Below are 24,700 nucleotides of genomic sequence, written 5' to 3'. Positions count from 1 at the left end.
TAACATGAGGATAATCTCCATGTATAAATACAGAATGACTTAAGAATAATCATGAAGATCCAAAGACCTTGTTACTGGCTTGGAATGTTGGCTTTTTTCGCTATTTTACTGACAGGATGCAGTTTACCGATGAATCAAGCGAGCAAAGATAGCCCTGTTGAGCATTATGTAGATCATTGGCTGAATGGTCAGGAAATTGATGCACATTTATCCCAAAATTTAACAGCGTATCTTTCTCTAAATGATGCCTTTAGTAGTATCGCCTCGCGTTTATATTTGATTCAAAAAGCACAGCACCATTTAGATTTACAATATTACATTTGGGAAGATGATTTAATTGGTCAGTTGATGTTGGCTGAACTGCTCAAAGCAGCAGATCGTGGTGTAAAAGTTCGTTTATTAATTGATGATCAAAATGGTACGCAACTTGATCCAACCTTAAAACGGCTTGCTCAGCATCCTAATTTTGAAATAAAAATTTTCAATCCGTACAAATATCGGCATTTTCGTGTGATGGATTATTTGTTTCGTTTTAAACAAATCAATCGCCGTATGCACAATAAACTAATTATTGCCGATGGGGCGATTGCCGTGACAGGTGGGCGTAATATTAGCCGTGAATATTTTGATGCCAGTGAAAATTTTCAATTTACTGATATGGATATTCTATTCTATGGCAGTGCTGTCCCCCAAGCCAATGCCGTGTTTTTAGAGTTTTGGAATGACGAACTAAGCTATTCAGTAAAGCAATTATTAGGCACAGGCAACGCGTTGCAATTGAGAGAATTGCGTAATCGCTATGAATTAAATGCCAAATATAAAGATAAAATTCGTGAACGTGTGGCTAACGCGCAAGAAGAAGTCAGCATCAAATTAGAACAACATCCTGTACAGTGGGTACGTGCGCATTTTGTGGCAGATTCTCCGAATAAAATTCGGGGTACAGCTCAAGGCGAGCAACTGATTTACAAACAAATGTTAAAGTTAATGGGTGAGCCCAAACAACATTTAGAACTGGTTTCTGCCTATTTTGTCCCAACAGAAGATGGTCTTAAAACACTCACTCAACTGGCTGAAAAAGGAATACAGATACGTGTATTGACCAATTCATTTTTAGCCAATGATGTGCCTTTGGTACATGCATTTTATCAGCAGTATCGCGTAGATTTACTTAAATCAGGTATTCGTTTATATGAATTTAAGCCTTATATTGAACGAAAAAAGCGTACTTGGTATGAAGTTGCAACGGGTAACGTAATTCCTGCCAAAGGCAAAAACGCCTCGAGTTTACATGCCAAATTCTTTGATATAGATGGCATGGTCTTTGTAGGTTCTTTTAACCTTGATCCTCGTTCTGCAAAATTAAATACCGAAGTTGGCTTGGTGTTAGAGTCTGAACAATTGCAAAACGATGTTTCTCAATCTTTAGACCGCTATTTGCCACAAATTGCGTATGAACTGCAATTAGACGAAAACGGTCAAATTATTTGGTTAGATCATCAGGCAGATGGCAGTATTCAAACGTATCATCATGATCCTGAAACCACACAGTTTCAGCGTTTTATGATGAAAACAGTTTCATTATTCCCTATTGAATGGATGATGTAATGACAATAGATAGACATTAATTATGGAAGCGTATTTTTCTTTCTCTGCCATCACTGTCTACAATTATTTAAAGTTACTTATAGTAAGCCTATTTCTTTAAATAAGTTAAAATACGCTTCTGCCTTTTTCTCTAAAGCTAAAGGATAGGCTCGTGAAGATGAAGGCATCCGATATAAATGCAGCTCACGCTTGGCAAAATAGCAATGTGTCGCCTGCCCAATTTGAGGTTTTTCGGCAGATTCAGGCATAGATAACATGAGTGTATCAGTCGCTTTATCGCCTGTGGTCATAATGCTTTGACATAAAGGTATCTTGCTTAAAAGTGCTGCAATATCCATTGGTTTTTCAATCTGTAAAAATTTGTCTGATGCATTGCCTTTTAAGCGAATCACCTGCTGCGCCGTATCTGAAATAGCAATGCCAGTGGTGTTTAAAAAATCAATAATTTTATGAAGATGAAAATTTTTAGCTTCTAAATCTAAAAAGTAGTTTTTATCTTGAAAAAAGCATAAGCCCAAAATTCGCCACATATCATTTTGATAATTCGGATAATAAAAATCCATTTTCCAACGGCTTTTAGGTGGTGGAAAACTCCCAAGCATTAACAGCTTGGCATTGGCTGGTAAAAAGGGTTCGAGTGGATGGGTTTCTATTTCTGACATTGTTTAAAATCAATAAGTTATAATGCAATTTAAAAAATAATTTTGACTAAATACCAAAAGATTGTTTATTAAATTTTAGCATAATTACAGGTTTTTCAACGATACAATACATTCCATTAAATGCTTTTTAAATTAATGCCTGCAAAATTCCTGCAAAACTTTTGCAAAACCATTATGGAAAATATAGAACGCATTGACCATTATGACAAAATAAAATTATAAAAATTTGGTACTAAAATGGGTGAATTTTCATAAAAAAATAGCGAAAAGTAAGTCACTACTGACTTAAAAACATCGTCTAATACGCTGTTCTCTGGAATGAAAAAGGCACCATAAGATTAATGCCAGTCACTCTCTTAACTGACTGGCATTAACCCAAAGGTGGCTAAAACTAAATGACAGGAGTTAAACTGCGGCATTCTGACAGTGCTTTGTAGCCTATCCCGCCCTTATGCCAATCATGTCTTTGCGCCAACTCATAAATTGGCATGTAGACTTCCCTGCCTACAATTTGCCGTGCATCTTCTGCAGCAAATTTAAAATGGTCATGGATACCATGTCCCATGGTTGGGCTGAGCTTTCTAATTGAAGCTCCAAATTCTGTCCACCAGTGATTGAGCCATAGCGCATGCAGTGCCATTGAACGTGAGCGATCTGAAACAGCAGTTTGGCTTTTCTCTGCTTGGGAGAATAACGCTATTAAGTGATGCACGTATTCTACTGCTACTGGTATAGCTTCATACGGAATATCTTCGATATGCTCTACATTGAAGCGTTGATGCACAAGTTTATAGGCTTCTGAGTAATTTAAGTGTTTGGTTTTAGCCACGAGCATATTCACAGCATTGGTTAGTGGTTCACGCTCTGATTTGTGGGTTTTGGCTACTGGTGCATCTACCGCTTTGTCCAAAATATCTAAAACCCATTTTCGGAATTGCTTAGCGATAACTGTTTTGGAAAACATAGCAATTAGGTGAGCACCACGAAGCGAGAAAATACGGTTTTCCATTTCCACTTTACCCGTCTTTCTAACGACACTCATTTTGAGGGTCGTTGTCATTGATGCAGTAAACTCATCTTTATTACGCTCATACACTTGAGTAACTGCATCAGATTTTACATAACCTAGTGCCCCTGCCAATTCGCTCGCAGTTAACCAAACTTGCCCATCTTGCTGTATGGGATTAAATTTAACTTCATTAAATGTTAGACTAATCATGTCTTTTCTCCTGGTAGAGAATTAGATAGAGCCCCTTGTTTGATGTGAGAGTCGCAAGGGGTTTTTTATCCCCATTGGGGATGCATTAAACTGTATTCTTCAAAATATATGTTGTCAATCCCCATTGGGGATATTATTATAAAAATAATTTGGACTGAACTAACTAAAAATGGCTAGAAATTTAGACGTCGAATACAAAATGCGTATGACGCAAGAGCTAAAAGACAAAATTGTCGAATCGGCTAAAGAACTAAATCGCTCAATGAATGCGGATATTGTGGCTCGACTTGAAGAAAGCTTTTTGAGAAATGAGAGTTCTGCTCCTGCCAGTTCTGATGTAAAAATCATTCATTTAAAAAATGGAAAAAAACGTGTGGTTTATGGAAAGTTGCTCAATACGCTTGATTTAGACTACACACAAGAACTCTCTGCCCTACAAAATGACATTCACCTTTCTCTAGAAGTATTAAGTGGCTCTTCTTTTTGGAATTCATTAAAGTTTTTCAATAAAGATGTTTTGGTTTTTAAGGGCGACAATCATATTGATGTTGTAGATAACGGTAAAAGAAGTCTTGGTTGGTTGGTTGTAGAAGATCATGATGTCAGTACTTAAAAAAGAAGTGATGAAAATTAATTTTAAGCTTAACTAAAACTCTTAAATTTAATAAGTATGAATATCAGCAAACTAAATTATCAATGGGGCCTTTTTAAATGGATATTTTTTCTAATATATGGGGCTTTCTTAAAGAGTATAGTGGTATTTTTGCTAGTATTCCTGTACTGATCTACTTAACAAACCTTGTTATTTTAAAATTTATTAAAAAAGATGAACTGGTGCTTCAAAAGGACTTAAACATTCAATTAGAGCGAGAGAAAGCTAATTTTAATGCCAAACTTGAACGAATAAAGGCACACTATACTCAAGAGAATGAAAAGTTAAAAAGCGAATTGTCATATCAAAATGCAAGATTACAAATTGCATATTCAGGCGTATATAAAGATCAAGCTGAAGCATTACGTTCACTTTATACTTTAATCTTAGAATTTGAAGTAGCAATACGGGATAGAAGGAATCCAAATATTATAGATTCGAGCAAATATAAAAAGCCTGCCGAAATACTAGAAACTTTTAAGATTGAATTCTACAAAAATGCTATTTTTTTACCTCATCATCTCGATGAAAAAATATTTGAAATTATTGGCTTTGGATTTTCGAAATTTCTTTTCGATAAGTTTTTGCTTGCTGAACAAAAGGCAATTCAGGGTGATTTGGATGAGGCAAACAAACTTAGTGATGAAGGCTTTGTTAATGATGCTGAATTTATTAAACTTAGAGATGATTTTAGAAATGAAATAAGAAAAATCTTAGCCATCAACGAGTAATAAAAAGCCCCTCAAGGGGCTTTTATATTCTGTTTCTGACTCTGAAAATTATTTCATCCTTAAATCTTAGGGATGAATTTATCATGTGCCTCTTTTAAATATTTTTGAGAGCTTTCTTGAGTAACTTCATATTGAAGATGTTCGTTAATAAACTGCAACTTAGCACGTGCATTAGCAATAACCTCTGACCACGTTTTAGCCCATACTGTAATATTATGCTGAGCTGAATCATGAATTAAACCTTTAGGTTTATTTCTTTGGTTAGCTTCATCTTCAGCAAAATCGTCTAACTCATTGGAAATAGCTAAAAAGGTCCACTTAGCTGGAATATTATGAAATCGCTCATCTGTGGCCACAGCAGTGGCATATTTTTTGATTTGAACAATAACTTCAGCATCTACTTTTTTAGATGGTCTCTTCAATTCAACAATTAAATAATCAAACTCGCCATGACGTGTTTGATTGACTTTACTTAACATCAAATCAATACGCCCAGTTCTCCCATCGGACAAGAGCACTGGATCAATACTTTCTATTGGATCTTCACGATCTCCAAGTTTTGATATATGCTTTTTCAATACTGTTTCTAACCGTTCCTCAGACAGAGACAAAGTAAAGTTTTCATCAAAAATCCAAGCTTCATTTTCCAAAATTTTGTGTAATTGATCTCTTTCAGTGAATACCTTTTTAGTTTTCTCTCCATATATAAGATTTTCTAATTCATCAAGAAAATTTAATCTATTCGCCACAATTGTGGCAGAAGAAATAATAGAAGACAGTGTTGTATTATCTAATAGCTCAGCCAATTTATCTTGATCCTCTTTCTTTAAGTCCAAAACCTCAGTAATAATTTTTTGAACAGATTCTGGATTTTCTGTAATAGCTTGAGCAATTAGTTTAAACATAAATTTCTTAGAAGTCTTTTCGGTTTTTTCAAAATTAGGTAAAAATGTTTGTACATTCGCGGCAAGAATGTCAAATACCTCTCGCTCCGCTTTTTCAACAGAAGTGAAACTTGTTTTATCTTGATATGGATAAATATTTTGGTCTTTCCACTCTTGAATAATCCCACTGTATTTTTCAGCCATTCTTTTTCTGAAATGTTCTTGAGTTGTAGAAACAGCTATATCAAGAATTTTCACTACTGTGGGTTCAAGTTCTTTTAATGAGAGCATTCCTTCATTTTCTAATTCCTGAAAATACTCACTTTTCAAATAAGCAGTAAAGTTAAATCCCTTTGCTTTAATCCTATTTTTAGGCTCGTACTCTTCTAAAGAAATTCCTTTAGCTGAACATAAGTTTATAACGCGCTCTGTTTCAATATTCCATTCAATAATAGTTAGTTTAACTGGGTGTGTTGTAATTTCACTGCAATCTTCAGTTAAATCATAATCTTTTGAACAAGCTTGTACACTTTTTGGATCAATTTTGATTCCATTAAAATTTAACTGAAGATGCGGAAACTCTGTTAGGTAAACTGCAAAAATTTTTGTAAGCTCATTTCTTGTTTTTTCTTTTAATAACTCATTTGCCTTATTATACAAGTTAGAAATAGTAACTTTAGTACCCTTTTGACCATTATTATTACTTTCTAATGCACTAGTTTTAAATTCTTCAATTTTATTATGATTACCAATTATTGAATAAGTGCTATAGGAGTTCTGATCTTCAAATGTAGTATTCCATTCAATATCTGCACCTAGACAAAAAGCTTTAAATCTTCCCCTGCCATTTTGACCATGTAAAGGATGATGATAAGTTTCTTTTTTAAATTTTTTCCATGAATCGCCAATTGCTCCAAAATATGTATTTGCGTCCTTAAAAGGGATCCCGTTACCTTGGTCTTCAACGATAATCGTATCTAGTCCGCCTAAAGAGGTTGAGTTAAGCGTCACCGAAACAATTTTAGAAGATGCATCAAAACCATTCCAAATGAGTTCACTTAATGCTTTCGTTGCAGAAGCTTCTGTTAAAGTTTTAATGTGTCCTGGTGTTGCCACTATTTTTAAAGGCTTGAAATCCTTAACTCTATTACCCATGTTCCCCCTTCCCAAATGTTGCTGATACAACAATTATTTAATTGAAAATATGGAACATATTGAAGCATCTTTAGCAGATCCGTCAATGATTAAAGTTAATAATAACAGGTATATAAATAAATATTTTTAATTTTGTGCATAAAGTTGGTGTTTTGTGCGTAAAATTAAAATATCATGTTAATTCATTGTAGTGAGATTGTCAGAATGGCCTTTAGAGCAGATGAAGAAATAAAAGATGGACGAGCTTGGGCTGAAAACTATCTTCTTTCTCGACTTAATGATTTAAGCATTGAGGAGCGAAGAGAGAGTAAAAGTTTTCTAGAAGATTTGTTTATTGATTTAGGCCCAGTTATAGATTGGTATCCTGATTGGCATCCTTTATTAAATATCCAAAAAAATTCTAGAAATGTTGTTGTTCCGCATGCAGATTGTGGATACAAGGACTTAGATCATACAGTTTTCTTTGCTCATGGTTTTATTACTTGTCCGTATGCTGATGGACAGCGAGTCATTGATTCTGTGCATCAACAGTTAAGAAATAATCATGCTTTGATTACTGCAGAACGCTTAGGAGTGAAATTTTATAGCTCAAAAGCAACAGCAATATTGGTAAAGTGTGAATGGAGCAAACCACTCTACGAAGATGGAACCATACCTTTGTCTACAGCTATGCCATTAATCTTAGAGAAAGCCATAGAAGCCTCAAAGATGAGTAGTTGTGCTGAAACGTGGGATAATATGTTGCCACACTTATTGGGTAAACCTCATGGGCGTAGATCTTCTTTATTTGTAAATCAAGAAACAGGTCAGGCTATAAAAAAAACATGGGAAATGTTAATTAATTCTGGAATGTTTGGCCCAATTAATACACGCAAATAAAATGGGCACCTTTGGGTGCTCTTCAAAAGGATCTTAAAGGATGCTTAGCACAGCTTTGCTGTGTACTTATTTATTTGAATGTTTTATGCTCAAACTAATTGTGTTTTTATTATGGTTCTCATGGATTTAATTGTTCGTTTTTTTGTTTGGGTGGCGAATTGCTTTTTAAGTGGGAAAGCTAAAGCTTGCGCTTTTGCGGTACTAGGAATGTTTTTATCATACCTATTTTTAAAGATTGCACCCCTTCTTTTGAAAGTTGCACTCATTTTTAACCCAAATCTTGAGTTATATATTTTTAATAACTTAATGGCATTTGAAGTCGGCTTTTTTGTTATTTACATGCTACCTGTCCTGATCGGATCGTATTTAAGCTATAAGCAGCTTAAATTTATATACTACAAAGAAAGCCATAGATATATTTAATAAAAATACAGCCCGCACTTAGCGGGCTTTTTATCACACCCAGCCTTTCAGCTTTGCTAAGTGTGATTTACGATCTTCAAAACCGTTATAACCACCATTGATACGACGTGTCACAGCCCTTACATCATCTTGATCTGCCAACAAATTAAGTCCATTGTCAGCCCAGAACTTGCAAGCGACCATCAACCCGATGCTTGGGATTGCTACAATTTCAGGATTATTTTCAAAGTCGATGCCTAGTTGTTGTCCATACTTACGATAGTTTGCGCGGCCAGTGAGCTGAATCGGTCCGCGTCCTTTAAATCGCTTGCCATCCCCAACTTGTGTATTACCTAAATCAGCACGTCCTTCATAAGCAGAACCTGAAGCTATTTCTTCCATGTATCGGAAGTTTCCAGATTCATGTGCTAACTGTGCAAAGAAGTGCGTGAAGCGAAGTGAGTTATCAAGAATACCGAAGTTTCGCAGATGAACATTAGCAGCAAGACCGAGTTCTTCAGCTCGGCTTTGTGAAGCACCAAGTTTTCTGAATACTGCAGTTAATGTGCCACGACCAATGATGCCATCATCCGCAACACTGACTATTTTTTGCAGTTTCTTAATTTGCATCTTATTCACTTACCACCCCCGATAATCGCAACGAAAGCGGCTTTCACTTCAGCAATAACTTCTGCTAATGATTTACCATGCATGAGTGCGATGGATTGATAAACAATACCGATGGCCAACAATCCGAATACAGCAAAAATCAGCATCACAAAGCCTTGTGCCATGTGTGAATACTGGCTTAATTCGTAGTATTCAATGAATGCCGCACCGCCATATAAACTGACCGACACACTGAATAAGAATTTACCGATCACGCCTAACGTGACTTGGATTTTCCCGTCTTTATCAATATCCCCGCTAAGCACTAAAGCAAGGATTGCCCCCACAACTGCTGGAACTAATTTAATAAACCATGGTAATGCGTTTTCTTGCATTGTCTTTTCTCCAGACATAAAAAAACGCCCTTTCGGACGCTTGCTTCAATTTAAATTTTTACACTTCAATCTGCACTACATCGCCGCTTGCCGCCAAGCGTTTAATCTCCCCATCTGAAATGAAAACCGTTGAACCGACGTTGTAGCGAGTCGTACTGGTACACATCACCAAGCCCGACCCATCTACAACTAAAACTTTATAATTCGGATGATTTTCATGCGTGATTTGCCCCACAAATTCAGGCGCTTTAGGCATTAAATCAATCAATCGCTGCAGTGCATTACTCACGATTCACACGCTCCACTTTGACAGTTTGGTTCACCTTTGCATGGCTAAATGACACACTGACACTTTCAACAATACCCCACCACTGGGCATTAAATGCAAAAACTTCACCTGGTACACATTCACCGACTTCTGCAGAAATAGGCATAGTCAATGTGTGTGTTTCTACCATACCTGCTTTGGCCAACTTAGATTTACCAAACGCACCCATGCTGACCACATCAAACAAAGGATTGTTTTCAGGTGGTAATAGCACGTCTGCTGCTGTGCCTGCTCGTTTGACTTGCGCCTGCTTGCCTGTACGATCATTGGTTAGCGTGATGCCATTGTAATCAGGATAAAGCTCATAGTCTGTGGACTGACTGGTAACGAGTGAATCAGGCACTAAGCGGTCATAATCATCAACCGTAAGCGCATCCCAAAAGGTCTTTTTATAAAGCGGTTTAATTGAAAGCGTATTACTACCCTTTTCGCTATAAATAAAACCACCGCCACTTTCTGCAATCAGTTTAATCGCTGCGATGGGCGCAAGATTCGAATAACTTAAACTGTTGTTTGCCACGATCCAGCCTAGATCATCAATCAATTTCCAATTCAGCACTGTATCACTAAAAACTCGATCTAGTTCAGCTTGAGCAAGTTGTACCGATGTGCGCTCATTCTCTTGTAAAAACGAGCGTAAAGGCGCATACGGTGCATCAAGTAAAGCGGTTTGACTGCGACCTATGAGTGTATAAGTAATATTGCCGAAATTGCGTGAACGTGTGCGATTCTCAAGTAGCATGTGATGCTCATGCCCATTCACCATAATTTTAAGAATTACAGGCTGTCCATCGATTGGCTCTAGCTTTGAAATTTCAGTATGCGGCACAGTTAAGCTATACGACCACGCCCAGCTGCTGCGGTCTGAACGATAGTTGCCGTCATACACTAAAATTTCTGCATCATTATCAAGCCGTGTCACAGATAAACTATTCAAGATATACCACCAGTTTTGATTTGGAATTGCGGGAATACAGTCATCAACCCCAAAGTTTAAAATGACGTTATGCGCATCAACTTCATGACATAAGCAGATAAAATTTAAATCGCCCGTGCCTTCGTATTGCGGTAATTCAGGTTGTGGCCATGGCTGCACTGGATGCTTACGATAATGAATTGCCTTGGCTTTTTCCCAAGCCAAATCATCAGTCGTGACAAGCTCTAAACCCTTATCCCATTCAAATGTGAAATGCTTTTCAAAGACGTGTGCCACTTCATGCGCATAAGTGATACTGCGACGCTTACGAATCATTTCATACCAGTCTGTGACTCGATTGATACGCAGCTTTAGCGTTTCATCAAATAAGTAGCTCTGGTGAATGAATCGCTTGTCACCTGTTTGCCAAACTAAATACGCATCGGTCTGCAGACCAGTAGCTTTCTCATACTCAATTCGGACTGCTTGTGTAAGCGAATCAGACTGATCAAAACCTGTCATGGCTTGCTGACTGAGCACCAAACCTTGGTCATAAAAAAGAGCCTCATTTGAGACTCTTAATACTGGTTTTGCCCACGGCATTGCTGCAACACTTAAAGCAGCGATTGCCTTGTGATAAGCCGCATCAAACGCATAAGACACCCCGATGATGTGATTAATATCGAATACAGCATCAATTTGAAACTGAAACTCAGTATCTAAAACCGTATCAATCGTGCATAGGTTTTCAGTGAACTCTGCAACAATTTCAAAACTAAAACTGGTGTCTAATACCGTGTCAATCTGCCCGATGACATCAATATTGTCTTTAAAGACTGCGACAACTTCAAAGCTAAACTCAGTATCCAGTACCGTATCTATGACTGCAGTATTTACACCACTTTCGGCATAAATTGCAGTGACTTCAAAACTAAAATCAGTCTCTAAAACCGTATCAATAACTGCGGATACATCATCCCCAAAGTTGAGATTAGTCGAGCCATCAGCTAGATGCTCAAAATTAAGAATGATGTTGTGGCTATCGCTATTATCAGGCTTAAAATTTAAGTTTAAGTTGTGAGCATCAACGGTGCCGAGCTTATTTTTAAAATCCACATGAGCACCCTTTTTAGTTACGGTCTAAGTTTGATGGACTGGATAAACAGCGTACCGCCCACGACTAAATTGGTATTAGCCAAGCTAATGTCAGCACCCACAGTTAGATCCGCTGCCACCTCGCCCGCACCGTTAAAAATACGCGCCCATGTGGCTGTACCAGTCTTAATAACCGAGCCTGTATCAGTTGGGTGTAATTCAACATAAGTTGGCGTGGTTTCTTTAATGCAAGGTTCAGGAAATACCAAAGTGACCAAAGCATTGTTAGAATCTGCCGCAATTGCTGTACTGGCAGGCTGCACACCTTCATAAAAAATAACGGTAGCACTTTGGCTACCGTTATCCATAAATTCTGCAAAGGCTTGAATCATGGCAAGCCGAGCATTGATAGATGTTTTACTCATTTCGCACCCACATTATCTTGAGCTGTTGCATTAAATATTTTGTTTTCATCTATACCAACAATTAAATATGCAGCATCATACGGTAGGTATGCTTTATAGTAGCCATTTGAATCGCTTTTGATTTGCTTTAATAATGCGCCATTGCCACGACTAAAAATGCGCACTAATTTTGATTTTGGTACACCCAGTTCTAATGTACGCCCCGAAATTAGCTTAACTTTAGGCGCTGAGTAGCCTGCATGTGTAATCTTCATTGTGCTCATAACGACTCCATAGCAATCGCGTAGTTTTGTGAGCCATAATTACCAAGGTAAAGGGACAAACACTTGATTTTTCCATCGTCCGTGAAATAGGTTCCGCCTCTACCACCCCCCATTTGCATACGAGCAAAAGGAATAACGCCACGAAAAACAAAGCTGCTATCTAAGATTGGCATTTGTAGTAAAAAACCACTTGATGATGCAGCATCAATCGCAGTGTTATTGGTCATAAAACCTAAAGCAATCGCACGTGAAATCTTTTGATCTTGACGAATCGCAGCAGTGTTATACCACAGCAAACCTGTTTGCGGCTGACTTGCGCTCCCACCAGGACCAATATTGTTATTGTAACCCAACATTATCCCGCCACGTGCCGTTACATACCTGTTTTGCGCTTGTGTTGGGTTGTAGTTTAGTCCTGTTGCCGCAAACAAAACATTTTGACCACGGATTTCTGTATCATAAAATTCAAATAAACCATAAAGTGCATTACACCACTGGTTTTGAACACTGAGAAGTATGGATTTACCATCTACCACTAGATCAAAAGTACGATTACCAGCTAATGGGGCTTGTGTGTCATTTCGTTGATCGTAGGAGTTGCCGTACTGTGGATTTGCGTAATACCACTTCGCACAGCCATGGTATGTGCCATCCCAACCCCAATTATTGGCATCTTCAGGTAGTTGATTTCCAACAATCGTGTCAATGTCAGTCATGCTTTCAACAAGTCCAACTTTTGCAAATTTAGCCCCAGCAGTTGCTGCACCAATGCTACAAAAATCATGTACAAGCAAAATCAAGCCGAGTGATTCAGGGTCGGTTGAGCGATATGCCCTTTTTGGTTCAGTAGATTCGCTCGGTGTTTGATGCACAATTTCAAAATCTGCGGGTGCTGTAAAACACGATGCCGCACCAGAAATAACTATTGGATGCTCTGCAGTACATTCAATTGTGATTGAGCTAGTGTCAACACTTAGGACTTTATAATCGCCATCCCAGCCATTCGTAGAACCAGCAATTCGCACCACCTGACGATCAATAAAGCCATGGTCACTACCTAAATTGATTGTTGCGGTGATCGAGGCTGTATTGGCTTTTGTGATGCCAAGAATAGTGACATGATTAAACCCATTTACCAGAACAGCATCAAACAAGTTAATCAAAGCACCCCAATCATTCGTTAGCCGAGGGATGCCTTTCATCGTATCTTGATAGTGTTTTACAAGTCCTGCCATTTTTATTCACTCATTAAAAAGACCGCATAAAGCGGTCATATTTGATTTAATTTTAAACCACGCGGTCAATGTCACCACGTAGCATGATTTGGAATTGATCTGACATAACAGTTGGCTCGGATTGCTTCACTGTACGAATCACCCAAACTGGGAAGTTTGCAGCTACAGTGTTAAAACGCAGCACGTTACCGTTTGCCCAACCTGCACCCCAACCTTCCTTTTTCACTGTGAAATATGGCAAGCTAGTCACAGGGTTAATCGGTGCAAAATCTGCGTTCACACTACCCGTACCAATCTGACCTGAATATTCACCAACACAGCGGAAATTCGTGTTATCCGTGAAAATCAAAGCCCAGCGTTCTTGAATAGCGCCTTTGTTGGTCACAGTAATGGGATACAAAGCATCGTTATAGTTGGCTGAAATGCCACTACCTGTTGCTTCATCTGCCCAAGCATTGTTCCACGTTTGTTGCACAAATTTACGGGTGTAGCGCGATTGCATATCACCAATCACTAAGGCTGAACCAACAATTGTATCTGCTGCATCGTAGTTGTGCGTTAAAGGCTTGGTAAAGGTCAGCTGCCCACTGATCTGCACATCACGAATCAAGCCCATATCTTGATAGCGATACTTGGCCACAATTGGTGCAACCAAAGTATTTAGTGAAAAATCACCGTTTAATGTGACTTTGCCATAATCATAATCAACCACATACATATCGAATGGAACTTTGATACCTTGACTGTCCTCAAGCTCGCACCATGAAATACGCTGGTCATTTAGGTTGTAAATCTGACCCGCCACATGGCTTGGCAATTCCTGAGTTTTGCTTGAGCTAACAATACCAATGTCACCAACACGGAAAATAGGCACACGACCATCCAATGGCAAGCGTGTAGCAGACAGCCCCAAAATTTCAGAATCAAGCGGGATGTAGGTATAGGCAATTGCGTTATAACGCACTGATGAGCCATCAATCCACACGGGTACATTGATGTAGGTTTTGCCTGCTTCCTCATACTCCATCAATACGTCATACCAATCTTTAGCTTCAATTTGTGAGCGGTTGGATTCGGTAATTTCAGTTTTAGTGTAGAAGTAAATATCTACAAAACCAGTGTCGTGATTGATCTTGCCGTGTGCCTGATTGGTTTCAATGACCCCATTTTCATCCGTGGTCAGCGTTAATTGACCATGTTCCAATGATGCTACAACCACAGTCAATGATTGTGGTCGAATTGGAATTACTGGTGTTCTAAAGCTGATTTGATTCATTGGCGGCAAGTCGGTTGTAGTTGTCAGTGAGTCTAAACTGACAGTGTTGTCACCGTTTGGCGTCCATGACTCAATTTCAACCTTTCCTGTACCGTACTGAATTGAACCTGACGCAATACCGCTATTATTTGATGGGTCTACATTGCGATAAAGCTGCCCATCTCGATCTAAGAAAGTATCAGCGCCAACTCTAAAGCGTGCTGAACCTGTCAAAATCTGCTCGTCATAACCCGATGATAGATCAAGCCGTAACTTATCAGCCACAGCAATGGTGTTACTTTGGTTTACACCAGAACTATCGCGGTATTTCACTGAAATAGATGTTTCGTTATAGGCTCGAAATACATGTGTCGTGCCATTAATTACGGATATAACTGGAGAATAAAAAGACATTTAGACCACCTTTATGCAGACGCATAAGTTGCTGTAAATCGCGCCTCATACACATAGTTAAATGTTTTGTATGAAGCTGTTGGCGTCACAATGCATTGACCTGTGCTGTAATCAATCGTGCCTTGAATATCGCCTGCATCATTAATTAAATTACCCATATTGCCGCTTATTGGGTCATCTTTAAGATGCACATAGAGAGTGTTTAAGCCTGATTGATCTGTCACTGGAATCTCTAAAGCCACGCTACTCGGCTGAATACTTGAACCCGTGCCAATGGTAAACGTCAGTTGTTGGTTGGCATCAGGTATCGCTGACTTAGATTGGTTGAGCTGTGAACCGTAGTTATACGTGATGTTGAATTGCGTATTTTTCTGCGGCAACTTGTTCGGAATGATTCGCCCTTTGCCTGTGGCGTAGTTGATATATCCCGCTGCATCACCTGTAAACAAGCCTTTTGAGTTACTAGATGCGGTTTTAGTTGCACCTTCTAACACCCAAGTCACAGTTATGCCTGCTGCAACACCCGTATGCCCAAGATCAAAATCAAAGCCTGCATTATCTACATGCAAACCTGCCCGCACGAAAGTTGCAATTGGAGTGCCCCAGTGTGCCAAAATTGGCGTATCAACATCAGGCAAAGCACCTGTAGTTAGCAAAAATGAACCCGTTTCGTAGTTAATCATGCCTGAGCCAAAGGAGCTATGAACACCTTTTAACTGACCTGATCCATCGTCTTTTAGCTCATAAAACTTGCCTTGCGACATATACGAAAGCGTCAAACTACCAGGCGCAGGAATCGGAATTAAAACGCCCGTCCAGTTGGTGCTTTGGCTATTTTGCGTCACAGGAATGGCATAGCTTTGAAAATATTGTCTTGGTGCAGCAGCAGGCTTAAATGTAATTGACAAGGTAGTCGAGCCAGTACCTGCAGCAGAAGTCCACTGAATTAAGCCACGCTGATAATCAATCGTACCGACTTGTGTGCCTTGGTTGTTTTTAAGCAAGCTACCTTGGTCACTTACAGGCTGACCAAACAGCGTAAACGCAATGCTTGACGGCATCACGCTTGAGCCTAAATACAAGTTTTGACTTACACCGACTGTAGTTGGAAAGTTGGCAGTAATGGTACCGTCGTTACCTGGTACCAAAATAACGCTCTCGCCTGCAGCATTCACATCAATAATCGGGGTTTCAGTCTGTGCCGATGGAATCAGCTGTGTGAACATGCTCGACGCATTCACAGTGAACTCACCGACTTGCGCATCCGATGCCAATTTTACCGATGCACAATATTCGCCTGTATCTGCTACCAGTGATTCGCGAATGATGGTTTTAGACTGTGTACTGCCAGCGTACCATTGACGCGCTGTCAATCCGATAAAATCACGCTCTAACGGATCGTTAATGGTGTACGTGGCAATTTTGTATTCCACGTTTTTACCATCAACCACCATGATTGCAATACGTGTTTCAACTTTAGTGATACGCACGTATTGCTCAAATTGAAGCGCCTTGCCTTCGTCACTGACTAGAACAATGGTGTCGCCAACGCTTGATTCCGCCTCTTGCGGGAACATCGCCACTTGCAACTGCTTCATGCCTTGCCAGTGCGTATCCAGTGGCGTGCCTGCAATCTGCCCACCTTTAGCCAAGTAATTTTCTACACGGTTTTGGGCACTACGGCGTTCATCCGTCCAGTTTTTTGTACTGAATAGCAAAGCCGACACGTTTGGGTCTTGCGGGTTTTCAGAGATGAATACCGTTGCACCCATCAATGCGTCTGTATCTTCGGTAATCACCGCAGGAAAGATTTTACGCATAGACACGTCGCCCATGGTTCGATCCATTTCTGACACGTCATTGAACAAGTTATTACTTTGGCCATCTATGATGACCTGACCTGAATATTTACCGCCACCATCATCGGTATCGGTTAATCGCTCCGATTTATAGAGCACCAAGTCTTTTGTTTCAATTGCCATTATTCGCTCCAAAATCTTAGCGTTAAACGCATCATTTCATCTGAACTGGTTGCTGGTGAACCCCACACGCTGACCGCTTCCAGTGCTGTATCTTGATGATTAAAAATCACATCAAATTGCCGATTGTCATGTGGCCATTCAAAATGTAAGCGGAATTTCTCGCTTAAAGCTAACCATTCCTGTAGCTTGCGCACATCACTTAACTTTGCCCAACCACGGTTGCTGTCAGGTGTTAAAGTGATAGGTCGAGCACCGACCTTAATGCCTTCCTGAATAATGGCTGCACCACTAATGGCACGTTCCACGGTTTGCTCTTTGGGCTTCCATTCAAATTCGTCAGACCATAAAAAACCGTCTTCTAGTGAGACGGTTTCGGATGTTGCTAAGCGTATTAATTTCATCACATTGCCTTTTTCAGCATTTCAAATTCACGCAAGATGCTTTCCATCATGTCTCCATCTTCCTGCGAGCCTTGCATTTCAAAGCGTTTGCCGCCTGATACAAACTCAAAGCGCACGTTTTTGGTTGGTGCATCATTCTGCAGATCGCGGATTTTTGGTTCAGAAATATTAGGTGCATAATCATTGATTTTAGGCGTGTTGCCCGTACTTCTCACATCAAGATTACGAAGTAATTCATTGATCTTGTTTGTACCGTGCTGTGTGGTTAAGCCTTTCGCTGCAGCGTTATTAAATTCTTGCTCGATGAGTTTATTCATCGCCAAGTTACCGCCTTTGCCGTATGCAGCAAATTTGGCATCACGATCTGTAGCCATGGCTTGTGACCAGATTGACCCTGCCAATTTCTTAGCCTGATCTTCACTGTATCCCATGCTCTTAATCTGAGAAATTACATCGTTTTTGCTCATTGATTGATAGCCTGAGATAGCCGCGCTTAAACCTTTTGACTGGCGTTTCATTTCTGCATCCCATTTCTGAGCTGCTTCCTGAGATGCCTTATTCCATGCAATTTGTGCTGCATTGGCTTCTTCGCGTGCAATCTGCCCCGCTTCACGATAACCATCACCAATACTGCGTGCTGATTCACGTACGCGGTGGTTCGCTTCGGTTAACTCATCCATCGCTTTAACAGAGGCTTTGCCTGTTTCGTCAATTTCGATGCGTAGGTCACGACCTGCACCTGCTGCATTAGCCGATGCAATTACTGCTTGGTCGCCCGATAGGGCAGCCGCTTGTGCTGCTTTTTCATAAGCCTTTTGGATACCTTCCGCTGTAGCCTGACCACTATCACGGATAGTGATGTAATCCATTAATGCCTGTTGTGCAGACAGCTTAAGATTCTCTTTGGTCTCAATCCCTAATCGCTTAAAAGCAGCCGTTACAGGATCAATATCATCTGGCAAACCTTGTGCTTGATGCTTAATTGCAATCAGGCCTTGTTCGACTTGCGAAGTTGATAGCTTGCCTTGTTCACCAAACTGCTCAAGCTTGGCTTTGGCCATATCAATTTCAGCTTGGTTTTTGGCAGTTTCCAACCATTTAAGCCATGCTTGGTAAGTCACGTCACCAGCCTGCTTCCCTTCTGCACCCAAGCCCTTTAAGCCAACAACAAATGCATCGATTTGTTTTTCATTTTCACCAAATTTTTCAGAAACGCGATTAAGTGAAACATCTAAATCCAAACCTAGTGCTGCTGCGGCTTTGCGTGCTTTTTCCGTAGCATTGCTTTGCGCATCTGTAGCAACAACACCATCATCCATTGCTTTTACAATAGCTTTGCCTGTGCCATCAAACTCAAGTTTTAGACCCTGTGCTGCGAGATATGCCTCTTTCTCCTTACTGATTACTTTTGATGTCTGCTCATCCATCGTAATCATAGAGTCTATATATGCCTGAGCCGCTTCAATCTTAGCATCGGTAATCTTTTTACTTTCTGCTTGATATGCTTTTTCTTTGGCATCAAGATCAGCTAAACCCTTAACAGCAATATCTATTGCAGCCTGATTGCCTGACTTTCTGGCCTCATGTAGCTGCTGCTCTAGTTTAATGCGCTCATCACTAATGGCTTTATAGTCAGCACGATGCTTTTCCTCTTGAGTTTTTAATTCATCAAGGGTTTTTTGACTGTTGGCAATTCGCTCTTGGTTTTTTTCCTCATCTGTTTTACGAATATCCTCCAGTGCTGCAATCGTTGCTGACTTTGACTCTAAAGCAAGTCTATTTGCTTCTTTCGCATTTTTTTCAGCTTGTGCAAATAGGCGATCGGATGCATCTTGTGCCTGCTTTGCTAGTGTATCGAAGCCGATAAAATCAAGCACCTTTGCCTGTAAAGCGGTTAGACCGCCTGCTAGAAACTGCAGACCTGACAGTAAGAGTTTAAGTCCAATATTTAAACCAGTTGCAGCATCTGAAACCACACCTAAAGCTACACGAAACACATTAAACAATGTGGTTAAGCCGCTAACATTTTGTTGACCACTCAGCATGGCATTAAATAACGGAGAGATGGCATCAAGTGTAGAAGTGAACGCGCTCCATGCTGTTTCAGCTATACCAGCCATACTTTTGATTAGGTTTTTAACCACATCATAGGCATCAGATAGTGCTGATCGCATTGCATCAATAGTTGCAGGGTCAATTTCAGCTAATTTATCTCTAAACCACCCAACGCCCTCTGCTACATCATCAAAGAATACTTTTAAAATTCCTAAGTTATCTGCAATGGTGGATAGTGCTTCTGCTACAACAGAGCTTGCGCCATGCGCCTGATCCATTTCACCAATCAGTATCTGCCAAGATGTAGCAATTTTTTGTAAAGCATTACCAATCGTTGTTGGGAATTGGTCATAAGTTGCTTGGACTTGTGCAGCTTGGCTTTGCAGTGCTTTTGCCACACGTTCGGAAGTTAGCTCTCCATTTTCAGCCATTTTTCGGAGTTCACCTGTAGTGACTCCCAAGCCTTTAGCTAATGCCTCAGCTAAGCCATAGCCGTTTTCCATGATTGAGTTAAATTCTTCACCACGCAACACACCGCCTTGCATGGCTTGAATAAACTGGGTAATTGCAGCTTCACTGGCTTGAGCTGAACCACCACCAATCTGAATTGCTTGCGTAACTGTCTTGGTTAGGTCTAACGCCTGTTGCTGCGTCATCCCCATTTCTTTGCCGACTGCATCAATACGGGTGAATAGGTCACCAGTCGCTTGCAGGCTTGAATTTGTGGCTAAGGCAACCTGATGCACGCCTGCCATTGCTGATTCAAAGTTTCCACCCTCTTTGGTAGCAATCTGAATGCGTGCAGAAAGTCCAGTGTATGCGTCTGCGGCTTCTGCTAATTCACGCAAGCCAAGCCCAACACCCAAAGCAGCCATAGCACCCATAAGCGCATTGACTGCAAACTTAGCCCCATCTAAACCTTTTTTTGCCGCTGCTGCTGCGGAATCAGACTCTTTAAGTTTATTGTTTGCCTTGCCAACTTCTGCCTGAAAGTCGTTAAATGCTTGGTTAGCCTGTTGAACTTCTTTTTCAAGTTGGTCTACTTGGCGTTGTGCAACTTCAATGTCTGCAGGCGACGCATTGGAATTAGCAAACTCTTGCAGCTTCTGCTTAGCACTTGTTAAGTCTGATTTTAATAGGTCTAAAGCCTTATGTGACTTGTTGCCAAAATCCGTAAAGTTACCCGCAGTAGACTTTGCGTTTTCGCCTGCATTTTTAATAATCTCTGTGGCACTGGATAATGATTTAGTTAAGCCTGCAGCTAACTCACTTGTGCCTTTCGGGATGATATTTCCAAGCTCTTTTGCTGCTTCTGCCGAGCTTTGTTTTAACTTATCAGACTCGGTTTTAATTGCTTCAAATACTGACTTTGCAACACTTTCAGATTGTTTTACACCGCTAACAAAGCCTTTGCTGTCAGCGTCCATGATAAGTTTAAAAGTTAAATTTTTTGACATGCTGACCTCAAATTTTAGGCATTAAAAAACCCACCGAAGTGGGTTAAGTGTTATGAGAATATTGAGAGGTATTAACTACGTGACTGCAGACACATCAGCAAGTATTCATCCTCAAAGTCTGTAATAGCGTTTTGTTGATACTGAGATGAACTATATCTTGGTTTTGTGTAAGCCAGTCTAATCATTGACTCCATAACACCTTTAATTGCTGGATCAGCCGCTGGAAGTAAATTATCCATCTGATTGTTCATTGATATTCCAAGCTGCCTGTTACGCATTACCGCACTAGCGGTCTTTGAAGCTGAACGACAAATTGCACCCCAATCTTCCTCTGAATATTTTCCGCCTTGCTTACTAGAGCTTGATGGGGTTGTGGTCGCAGTTGAATATTGCGATGCCTGCTTTCGCTCTCTTTCTCTCTCACCCACAGTTTTGCCAGACCCAACACATGGCTTACCCTGATATACAGTCTTGCCGTTCACAACACAGGTATGCACACCAGCAAACAAGCTTTGTGAAAGAGCTAAAATAAACAACCCTAATATGTATTTCATTATTCCACCATGCTTCCACAATGCTTGCATTTACGCGCATCAAATCTAATTAATTCCATGCAATCGGGGCAATTCTTCTGCTCTACGCCATTTTCACCTAGCTGCATTCTTTTACCCGCATTGTAGGAAAATACGTCATGAGCTACAGGTGCTGTTTTCCCTTTTGACACAACAGGTTGTGTAAAATCCACTTCATTAACCTTAGGCTGCAATTGTCTAGGTGTTGGCACATAGAGTCGCACACCATGACTTCCACAGGCGCTACAGACCTTTCCACCTGATCTTCTCCAAATCTCATAAATAATACCTGGCAGAAGACCTATAAATAATAAAATGATAGTTATAGCAAAACTGCCTTTCGTTTTGGGCTGACCAACATGCCCACATGCTATACATTCAACTGTTTGAGCCATCACTCACGCTCCCAACCAATGCTATAGACTTTCCCATCTACAACAGTGATTTCGTAGCGCGCGTTATTCATACGGTATGTGTAAGTTGTGGCTTTGTGCGACCAACCTTTACGGTCTTGGATTACATGGCGATATGATGAATCAGGATTACCCAAGGCTTCCATCATGCGACTCTGTGAATGCCCCACTTCAACAATCATCGTACTGCCACGCACAGCATTGGTATACTCCAGAGCAAATACAGATGATGACACAAGTAAAATTGCAGCAACCAATATTTTTTTCATAAAACACCCCTCAAAATTTATATAATTTTCAGGCATTTTAACAATTGGTTAATCAATCAACAACTTTTAAATCCTCCATAAGTTTTTTAAATTCACGGTTTTGAGCATGTTGTGCTGAGCGCATTAAATTGACTTGTGACCGCATTTTTCTAAGCTCACTTCTTTGTGCGGCTTTTATATACTGCAGGTACGCACCATATGACATATTCAAAATGTCATCGTGACGATGGCCAGACTCAATTAAATACTGGAACGAATCAAACCAAGTGCTTTTCTCATTGCTTGGCTTACTGCCACGTTTAGGCTTTTCAGGCTTGAAATATGCTGTATTCACAGTCAATACAGCACGCAGCATATCTAAAAATAAAGCCTGATCTTTAGCCACATCAAAAATACGGTCTGCTGTTAAATTGGTAGTCATGACGCAGACTTGTATTACTTCAACCGTGTGAGCCTTAAATAACTCAATCAAAATTTCATCTGAATAATCTTTGTCTTTCAAATATTCTTTGATTGTTTCAGCATGTCTGCAGAATAGATCAAGTGACTTCACCTGAATCTGCTTCACTTCAATTTCGCCAATTTGAAACGTTCGATTATCTGCTAAGAAAAAATCATTCATGATGGAATCTCAAAAAAGCCACCCGAAGGTGGCGGTAGCTTGAATTTCAGATTTAGAATCCAGAATACTTTTCCTTATTCATCTTCTTTAAAATCTAGGCTGGGTTGCGCTTCTTTAATCAGCTCATCCAACTCTTTGAGCATGGCTGGTTTTGTCTGCTTGCCATTTACTGATAAAAACCGCCCCGCTTCCGATAAGCACTGTGTAATCAATTCAACTTGTGCTGAAAGCTTACCAATGCGCACCTGCAAACCATCTTTTAGATGACGTGCCAATTCTTCTTGCTCGATATAGTATTTGCGGATCTCATGACCCTTTTTATTGCGCTCCATCATTCCAAGGTGCTTCGTCATATCCACCGAGATGATGTACTCAATTAGGTTTTGTCCTGTTTTTGAAAGCTCCTCTTTTTTGAGGAGCTTAACGTAGTCAAAATTCTCTTCAAAACCACATTGTTTAATGCGTCGCTTAATCCAATCCGAAAAGTCCGTCTTAACCTCTAGCATTTTGTGAAGGTCACGCGCATTCACACCCAGTTGAACTTTTCCATTTAATTCAACTTCGATAAATGGGGTTTGTTTTTCATGGTTTACCATCATGTTCATAAGATTTCCTCTTGTATGCTCATGTTCAAAAAAAGAAACTGGCAGGCACGTTGAACATGAAAACGTGCTTTTCGAACCGTCGTTCTAGCCAGTGGTTTGCCTGAAAAACAGGCATAAAAAAACCGCCCATAAAGGACGGTTTGATTAAGTGGTGGGATGAATCCCTTTCGTTTTCATTAATCGCTTAATGCAAATGAAAGAAATTTAAAAAACAGGCACAAAAAAAGACGCTTATGCGTCGTGGAGTTTTCTTGTGCCTGTGTTGGTTTTAAGGTGCTTGTACCGATGGAATCGTTACGATATGACCGTACAACCCAAGCGCTGCGTCGCTTTGTTTTGAAACGTCAGACAACGCTTGACCTGAAATAGAGTATTGCCCTAATTCTTCGTGAATCAGTGGAAATGTGGTTTCAGGTGACTTCTTAGTACGCCATAAACGAACCGCCATGTGCTCGCTAGTAGCCGTGTTAATACCTTTGAAAAACAGCTCGTATTCTGTTTCAAAGTCCGATGCTAGTGTCGTATGCGTTACTGCACCAGTGGTGTAGCTTGCCAAAAGTGGCATAGTGAGGTCTGAAACATCGTTAAAAACAACCGTGCCGAACTTTAAGTCCACTGTGTACTTTGATGGGTCTACTGTAACCGCTGATCCACTAGTTGAATCTTTAAATGACACGGTAGACAAGTTATAACCACCAAGCTTAATTTCCTGACCTGCCACCACAGTGCCAATATTTGCGTCGGTAATGGTTTCAGTGGTCACTTCGGTGGTTTCACCTGAAACAATGTATTTCAAGTTTTCTTTATCCACTTTTTCAAGCTGACCTGAGAAATTAACCGATGTTGTCTGAACCATAGTGAAGTCGGTTGTACGCTTGCCTGTCATGGATTCAACGTGCTCTAAAACCTCAGCACCAATTTCCAATTCAAACTCTGGTACGTTACCCAAATGACGCATTGCGCCTGCTACACCGTTGGTGATTTTTGCTAAGTAAAACTCACCTTGTAGCGAAATATATTGAGTGCTCATTATTTAGCATCCCCTGTGGCTTTCTTCGTTGTGGCTGCTGCGGTTTTCACTTCCTGAATTACGCAATCAGCAATTAACTTTTTGATCTGTTCATCTGACAGACCACCCACCAGATCGCCGACTTGAAAGCGACCTACTGGCTTTAAGGCTTTGTATTGTTTCGCCAT

The 24,700-nt window shown here is 40.1% G+C and carries 25 protein-coding genes and 1 pseudogene; 5 read left to right on the top strand and 21 right to left on the bottom strand.

The window, feature by feature from the left end:
- Nucleotides 1-84: 84 nt before the first annotated feature.
- Nucleotides 85-1,608 (top strand): phospholipase D family protein, encoded by a 1,524-nt coding sequence (locus F947_RS06950; RefSeq protein ID WP_096902554.1) that lies wholly within the window; start codon nt 85-87, stop codon nt 1,606-1,608.
- Between the two features lie 77 nt (nt 1,609-1,685).
- Here the strand turns inward: F947_RS06950 and F947_RS06945 are convergent, their stop codons facing one another.
- Nucleotides 1,686-2,270, bottom strand: coding sequence for a uracil-DNA glycosylase family protein (locus tag F947_RS06945; protein ID WP_004973715.1), 585 nt, complete (start codon nt 2,268-2,270; stop codon nt 1,686-1,688).
- A gap of 391 nt (nt 2,271-2,661) precedes the next feature.
- Entirely contained in the window at nt 2,662-3,489 is an 828-nt protein-coding gene (locus F947_RS06940) for a BRO-N domain-containing protein (RefSeq protein ID WP_004973713.1), read from the bottom strand.
- 169 nt (nt 3,490-3,658) lie between these two features.
- On the opposite strand from F947_RS06940, the pseudogene F947_RS14940 reads away from it, so the two are divergent.
- Together F947_RS14940 and F947_RS06930 are read left to right on the top strand one after the other, a co-directional pair.
- Nucleotides 3,659-3,790: pseudogene (locus F947_RS14940) on the top strand (Arc family DNA-binding protein); the annotation flags it as partial.
- Between the two features lie 410 nt (nt 3,791-4,200).
- Nucleotides 4,201-4,872 (top strand): hypothetical protein, encoded by a 672-nt coding sequence (locus F947_RS06930; protein ID WP_004973710.1) that lies wholly within the window; start codon nt 4,201-4,203, stop codon nt 4,870-4,872.
- Nucleotides 4,873-4,931: 59 nt separating this feature from the next.
- On the opposite strand, the gene F947_RS06925 is transcribed toward F947_RS06930, so the two are convergent.
- Nucleotides 4,932-6,911 carry an ATP-binding protein gene (locus tag F947_RS06925; RefSeq protein WP_004973709.1) on the bottom strand — a complete coding sequence of 660 codons (1,980 nt, stop codon included), beginning with the start codon at nt 6,909-6,911 and terminating at the stop codon, nt 4,932-4,934.
- Between the two features lie 204 nt (nt 6,912-7,115).
- On the opposite strand from F947_RS06925, the gene F947_RS06920 reads away from it, so the two are divergent.
- Together F947_RS06920 and F947_RS06915 are read left to right on the top strand one after the other, a co-directional pair.
- Entirely contained in the window at nt 7,116-7,790 is a 675-nt protein-coding gene (locus F947_RS06920; protein ID WP_004973708.1) for a hypothetical protein, read from the top strand.
- A 120-nt stretch (nt 7,791-7,910) separates the two neighbouring features.
- A complete protein-coding gene (locus F947_RS06915) occupies nt 7,911-8,213 on the top strand; it encodes a hypothetical protein (RefSeq protein ID WP_154648278.1) in 303 nt (100 codons plus the stop codon).
- Nucleotides 8,214-8,246: 33 nt separating this feature from the next.
- Here F947_RS06915 and F947_RS06910 read toward each other — a convergent pair whose 3' ends face one another.
- From F947_RS06910 to F947_RS14715, 18 genes are all read right to left on the bottom strand, one after another.
- Nucleotides 8,247-8,822 carry a glycoside hydrolase family 19 protein gene (locus tag F947_RS06910; RefSeq protein ID WP_004973704.1) on the bottom strand — a complete coding sequence of 192 codons (576 nt, stop codon included), beginning with the start codon at nt 8,820-8,822 and terminating at the stop codon, nt 8,247-8,249.
- A 5-nt stretch (nt 8,823-8,827) separates the two neighbouring features.
- Nucleotides 8,828-9,196: a hypothetical protein gene (locus F947_RS06905; protein ID WP_004973697.1), complete on the bottom strand. Its 369-nt coding sequence runs from the start codon at nt 9,194-9,196 to the stop codon at nt 8,828-8,830.
- Between the two features lie 58 nt (nt 9,197-9,254).
- A complete protein-coding gene (locus tag F947_RS06900; protein WP_004973696.1) occupies nt 9,255-9,485 on the bottom strand; it encodes a hypothetical protein in 231 nt (76 codons plus the stop codon).
- Complete coding sequence (locus tag F947_RS06895) at nt 9,478-11,556, bottom strand: hypothetical protein (protein ID WP_004973695.1); 2,079 nt, start codon at nt 11,554-11,556, stop codon at nt 9,478-9,480. Before F947_RS06895 ends, F947_RS06900 begins: the two co-directional genes overlap by 8 nt.
- 17 nt (nt 11,557-11,573) lie before the next feature.
- Nucleotides 11,574-11,960 carry a hypothetical protein gene (locus tag F947_RS06890; protein ID WP_004973694.1) on the bottom strand — a complete coding sequence of 129 codons (387 nt, stop codon included), beginning with the start codon at nt 11,958-11,960 and terminating at the stop codon, nt 11,574-11,576.
- A complete protein-coding gene (locus F947_RS06885) occupies nt 11,957-12,223 on the bottom strand; it encodes a hypothetical protein (RefSeq protein WP_004973693.1) in 267 nt (88 codons plus the stop codon). The genes F947_RS06890 and F947_RS06885 overlap by 4 nt, the downstream gene beginning before the upstream one ends.
- The gene (locus tag F947_RS06880) at nt 12,220-13,458 is read right to left on the bottom strand and encodes a hypothetical protein (protein ID WP_004973692.1); all 1,239 of its coding nucleotides are present in this window, start codon (nt 13,456-13,458) and stop codon (nt 12,220-12,222) included. Before F947_RS06880 ends, F947_RS06885 begins: the two co-directional genes overlap by 4 nt.
- Nucleotides 13,459-13,510: 52 nt before the next feature.
- Complete coding sequence (locus F947_RS06875; RefSeq protein ID WP_004973691.1) at nt 13,511-15,127, bottom strand: hypothetical protein; 1,617 nt, start codon at nt 15,125-15,127, stop codon at nt 13,511-13,513.
- An 11-nt stretch (nt 15,128-15,138) separates the two neighbouring features.
- Nucleotides 15,139-17,109: a hypothetical protein gene (locus F947_RS06870; protein WP_004973688.1), complete on the bottom strand. Its 1,971-nt coding sequence runs from the start codon at nt 17,107-17,109 to the stop codon at nt 15,139-15,141.
- Nucleotides 17,109-17,510, bottom strand: coding sequence for a hypothetical protein (locus F947_RS06865; RefSeq protein WP_004973687.1), 402 nt, complete (start codon nt 17,508-17,510; stop codon nt 17,109-17,111). Before F947_RS06865 ends, F947_RS06870 begins: the two co-directional genes overlap by 1 nt.
- Complete coding sequence (locus F947_RS06860; RefSeq protein ID WP_004973686.1) at nt 17,510-21,022, bottom strand: tape measure protein; 3,513 nt, start codon at nt 21,020-21,022, stop codon at nt 17,510-17,512. Before F947_RS06860 ends, F947_RS06865 begins: the two co-directional genes overlap by 1 nt.
- A gap of 71 nt (nt 21,023-21,093) precedes the next feature.
- The gene (locus F947_RS14055; protein ID WP_004973683.1) at nt 21,094-21,576 is read right to left on the bottom strand and encodes a hypothetical protein; all 483 of its coding nucleotides are present in this window, start codon (nt 21,574-21,576) and stop codon (nt 21,094-21,096) included.
- Nucleotides 21,576-21,989 (bottom strand): hypothetical protein, encoded by a 414-nt coding sequence (locus tag F947_RS06850; RefSeq protein ID WP_004973681.1) that lies wholly within the window; start codon nt 21,987-21,989, stop codon nt 21,576-21,578. The genes F947_RS14055 and F947_RS06850 overlap by 1 nt, the downstream gene beginning before the upstream one ends.
- Complete coding sequence (locus F947_RS06845) at nt 21,989-22,276, bottom strand: hypothetical protein (RefSeq protein ID WP_004973679.1); 288 nt, start codon at nt 22,274-22,276, stop codon at nt 21,989-21,991. Before F947_RS06845 ends, F947_RS06850 begins: the two co-directional genes overlap by 1 nt.
- 52 nt (nt 22,277-22,328) lie before the next feature.
- On the bottom strand, nt 22,329-22,898 hold the full coding sequence (locus F947_RS06840; protein ID WP_004973678.1) for a hypothetical protein: 570 nt from the start codon (nt 22,896-22,898) through the stop codon (nt 22,329-22,331).
- Between the two features lie 74 nt (nt 22,899-22,972).
- Nucleotides 22,973-23,503, bottom strand: coding sequence for a phage antirepressor Ant (locus F947_RS06835; protein ID WP_004973675.1), 531 nt, complete (start codon nt 23,501-23,503; stop codon nt 22,973-22,975).
- A gap of 268 nt (nt 23,504-23,771) precedes the next feature.
- Entirely contained in the window at nt 23,772-24,533 is a 762-nt protein-coding gene (locus F947_RS06830) for a phage tail tube protein (protein ID WP_004973673.1), read from the bottom strand.
- Nucleotides 24,533-24,700, bottom strand: a complete 168-nt coding sequence (locus F947_RS14715; RefSeq protein WP_004973671.1) for a hypothetical protein — start codon at nt 24,698-24,700, stop codon at nt 24,533-24,535. Before F947_RS14715 ends, F947_RS06830 begins: the two co-directional genes overlap by 1 nt.

Origin of the sequence: Acinetobacter towneri DSM 14962 = CIP 107472, assembly GCF_000368785.1 — a bacterium.
Taxonomy (GTDB): domain Bacteria; phylum Pseudomonadota; class Gammaproteobacteria; order Pseudomonadales; family Moraxellaceae; genus Acinetobacter; species Acinetobacter towneri.
The sequence above is the reverse complement of the archived record's forward strand: the minus strand, read 5'-3'. Positions and strand labels throughout refer to the sequence as shown.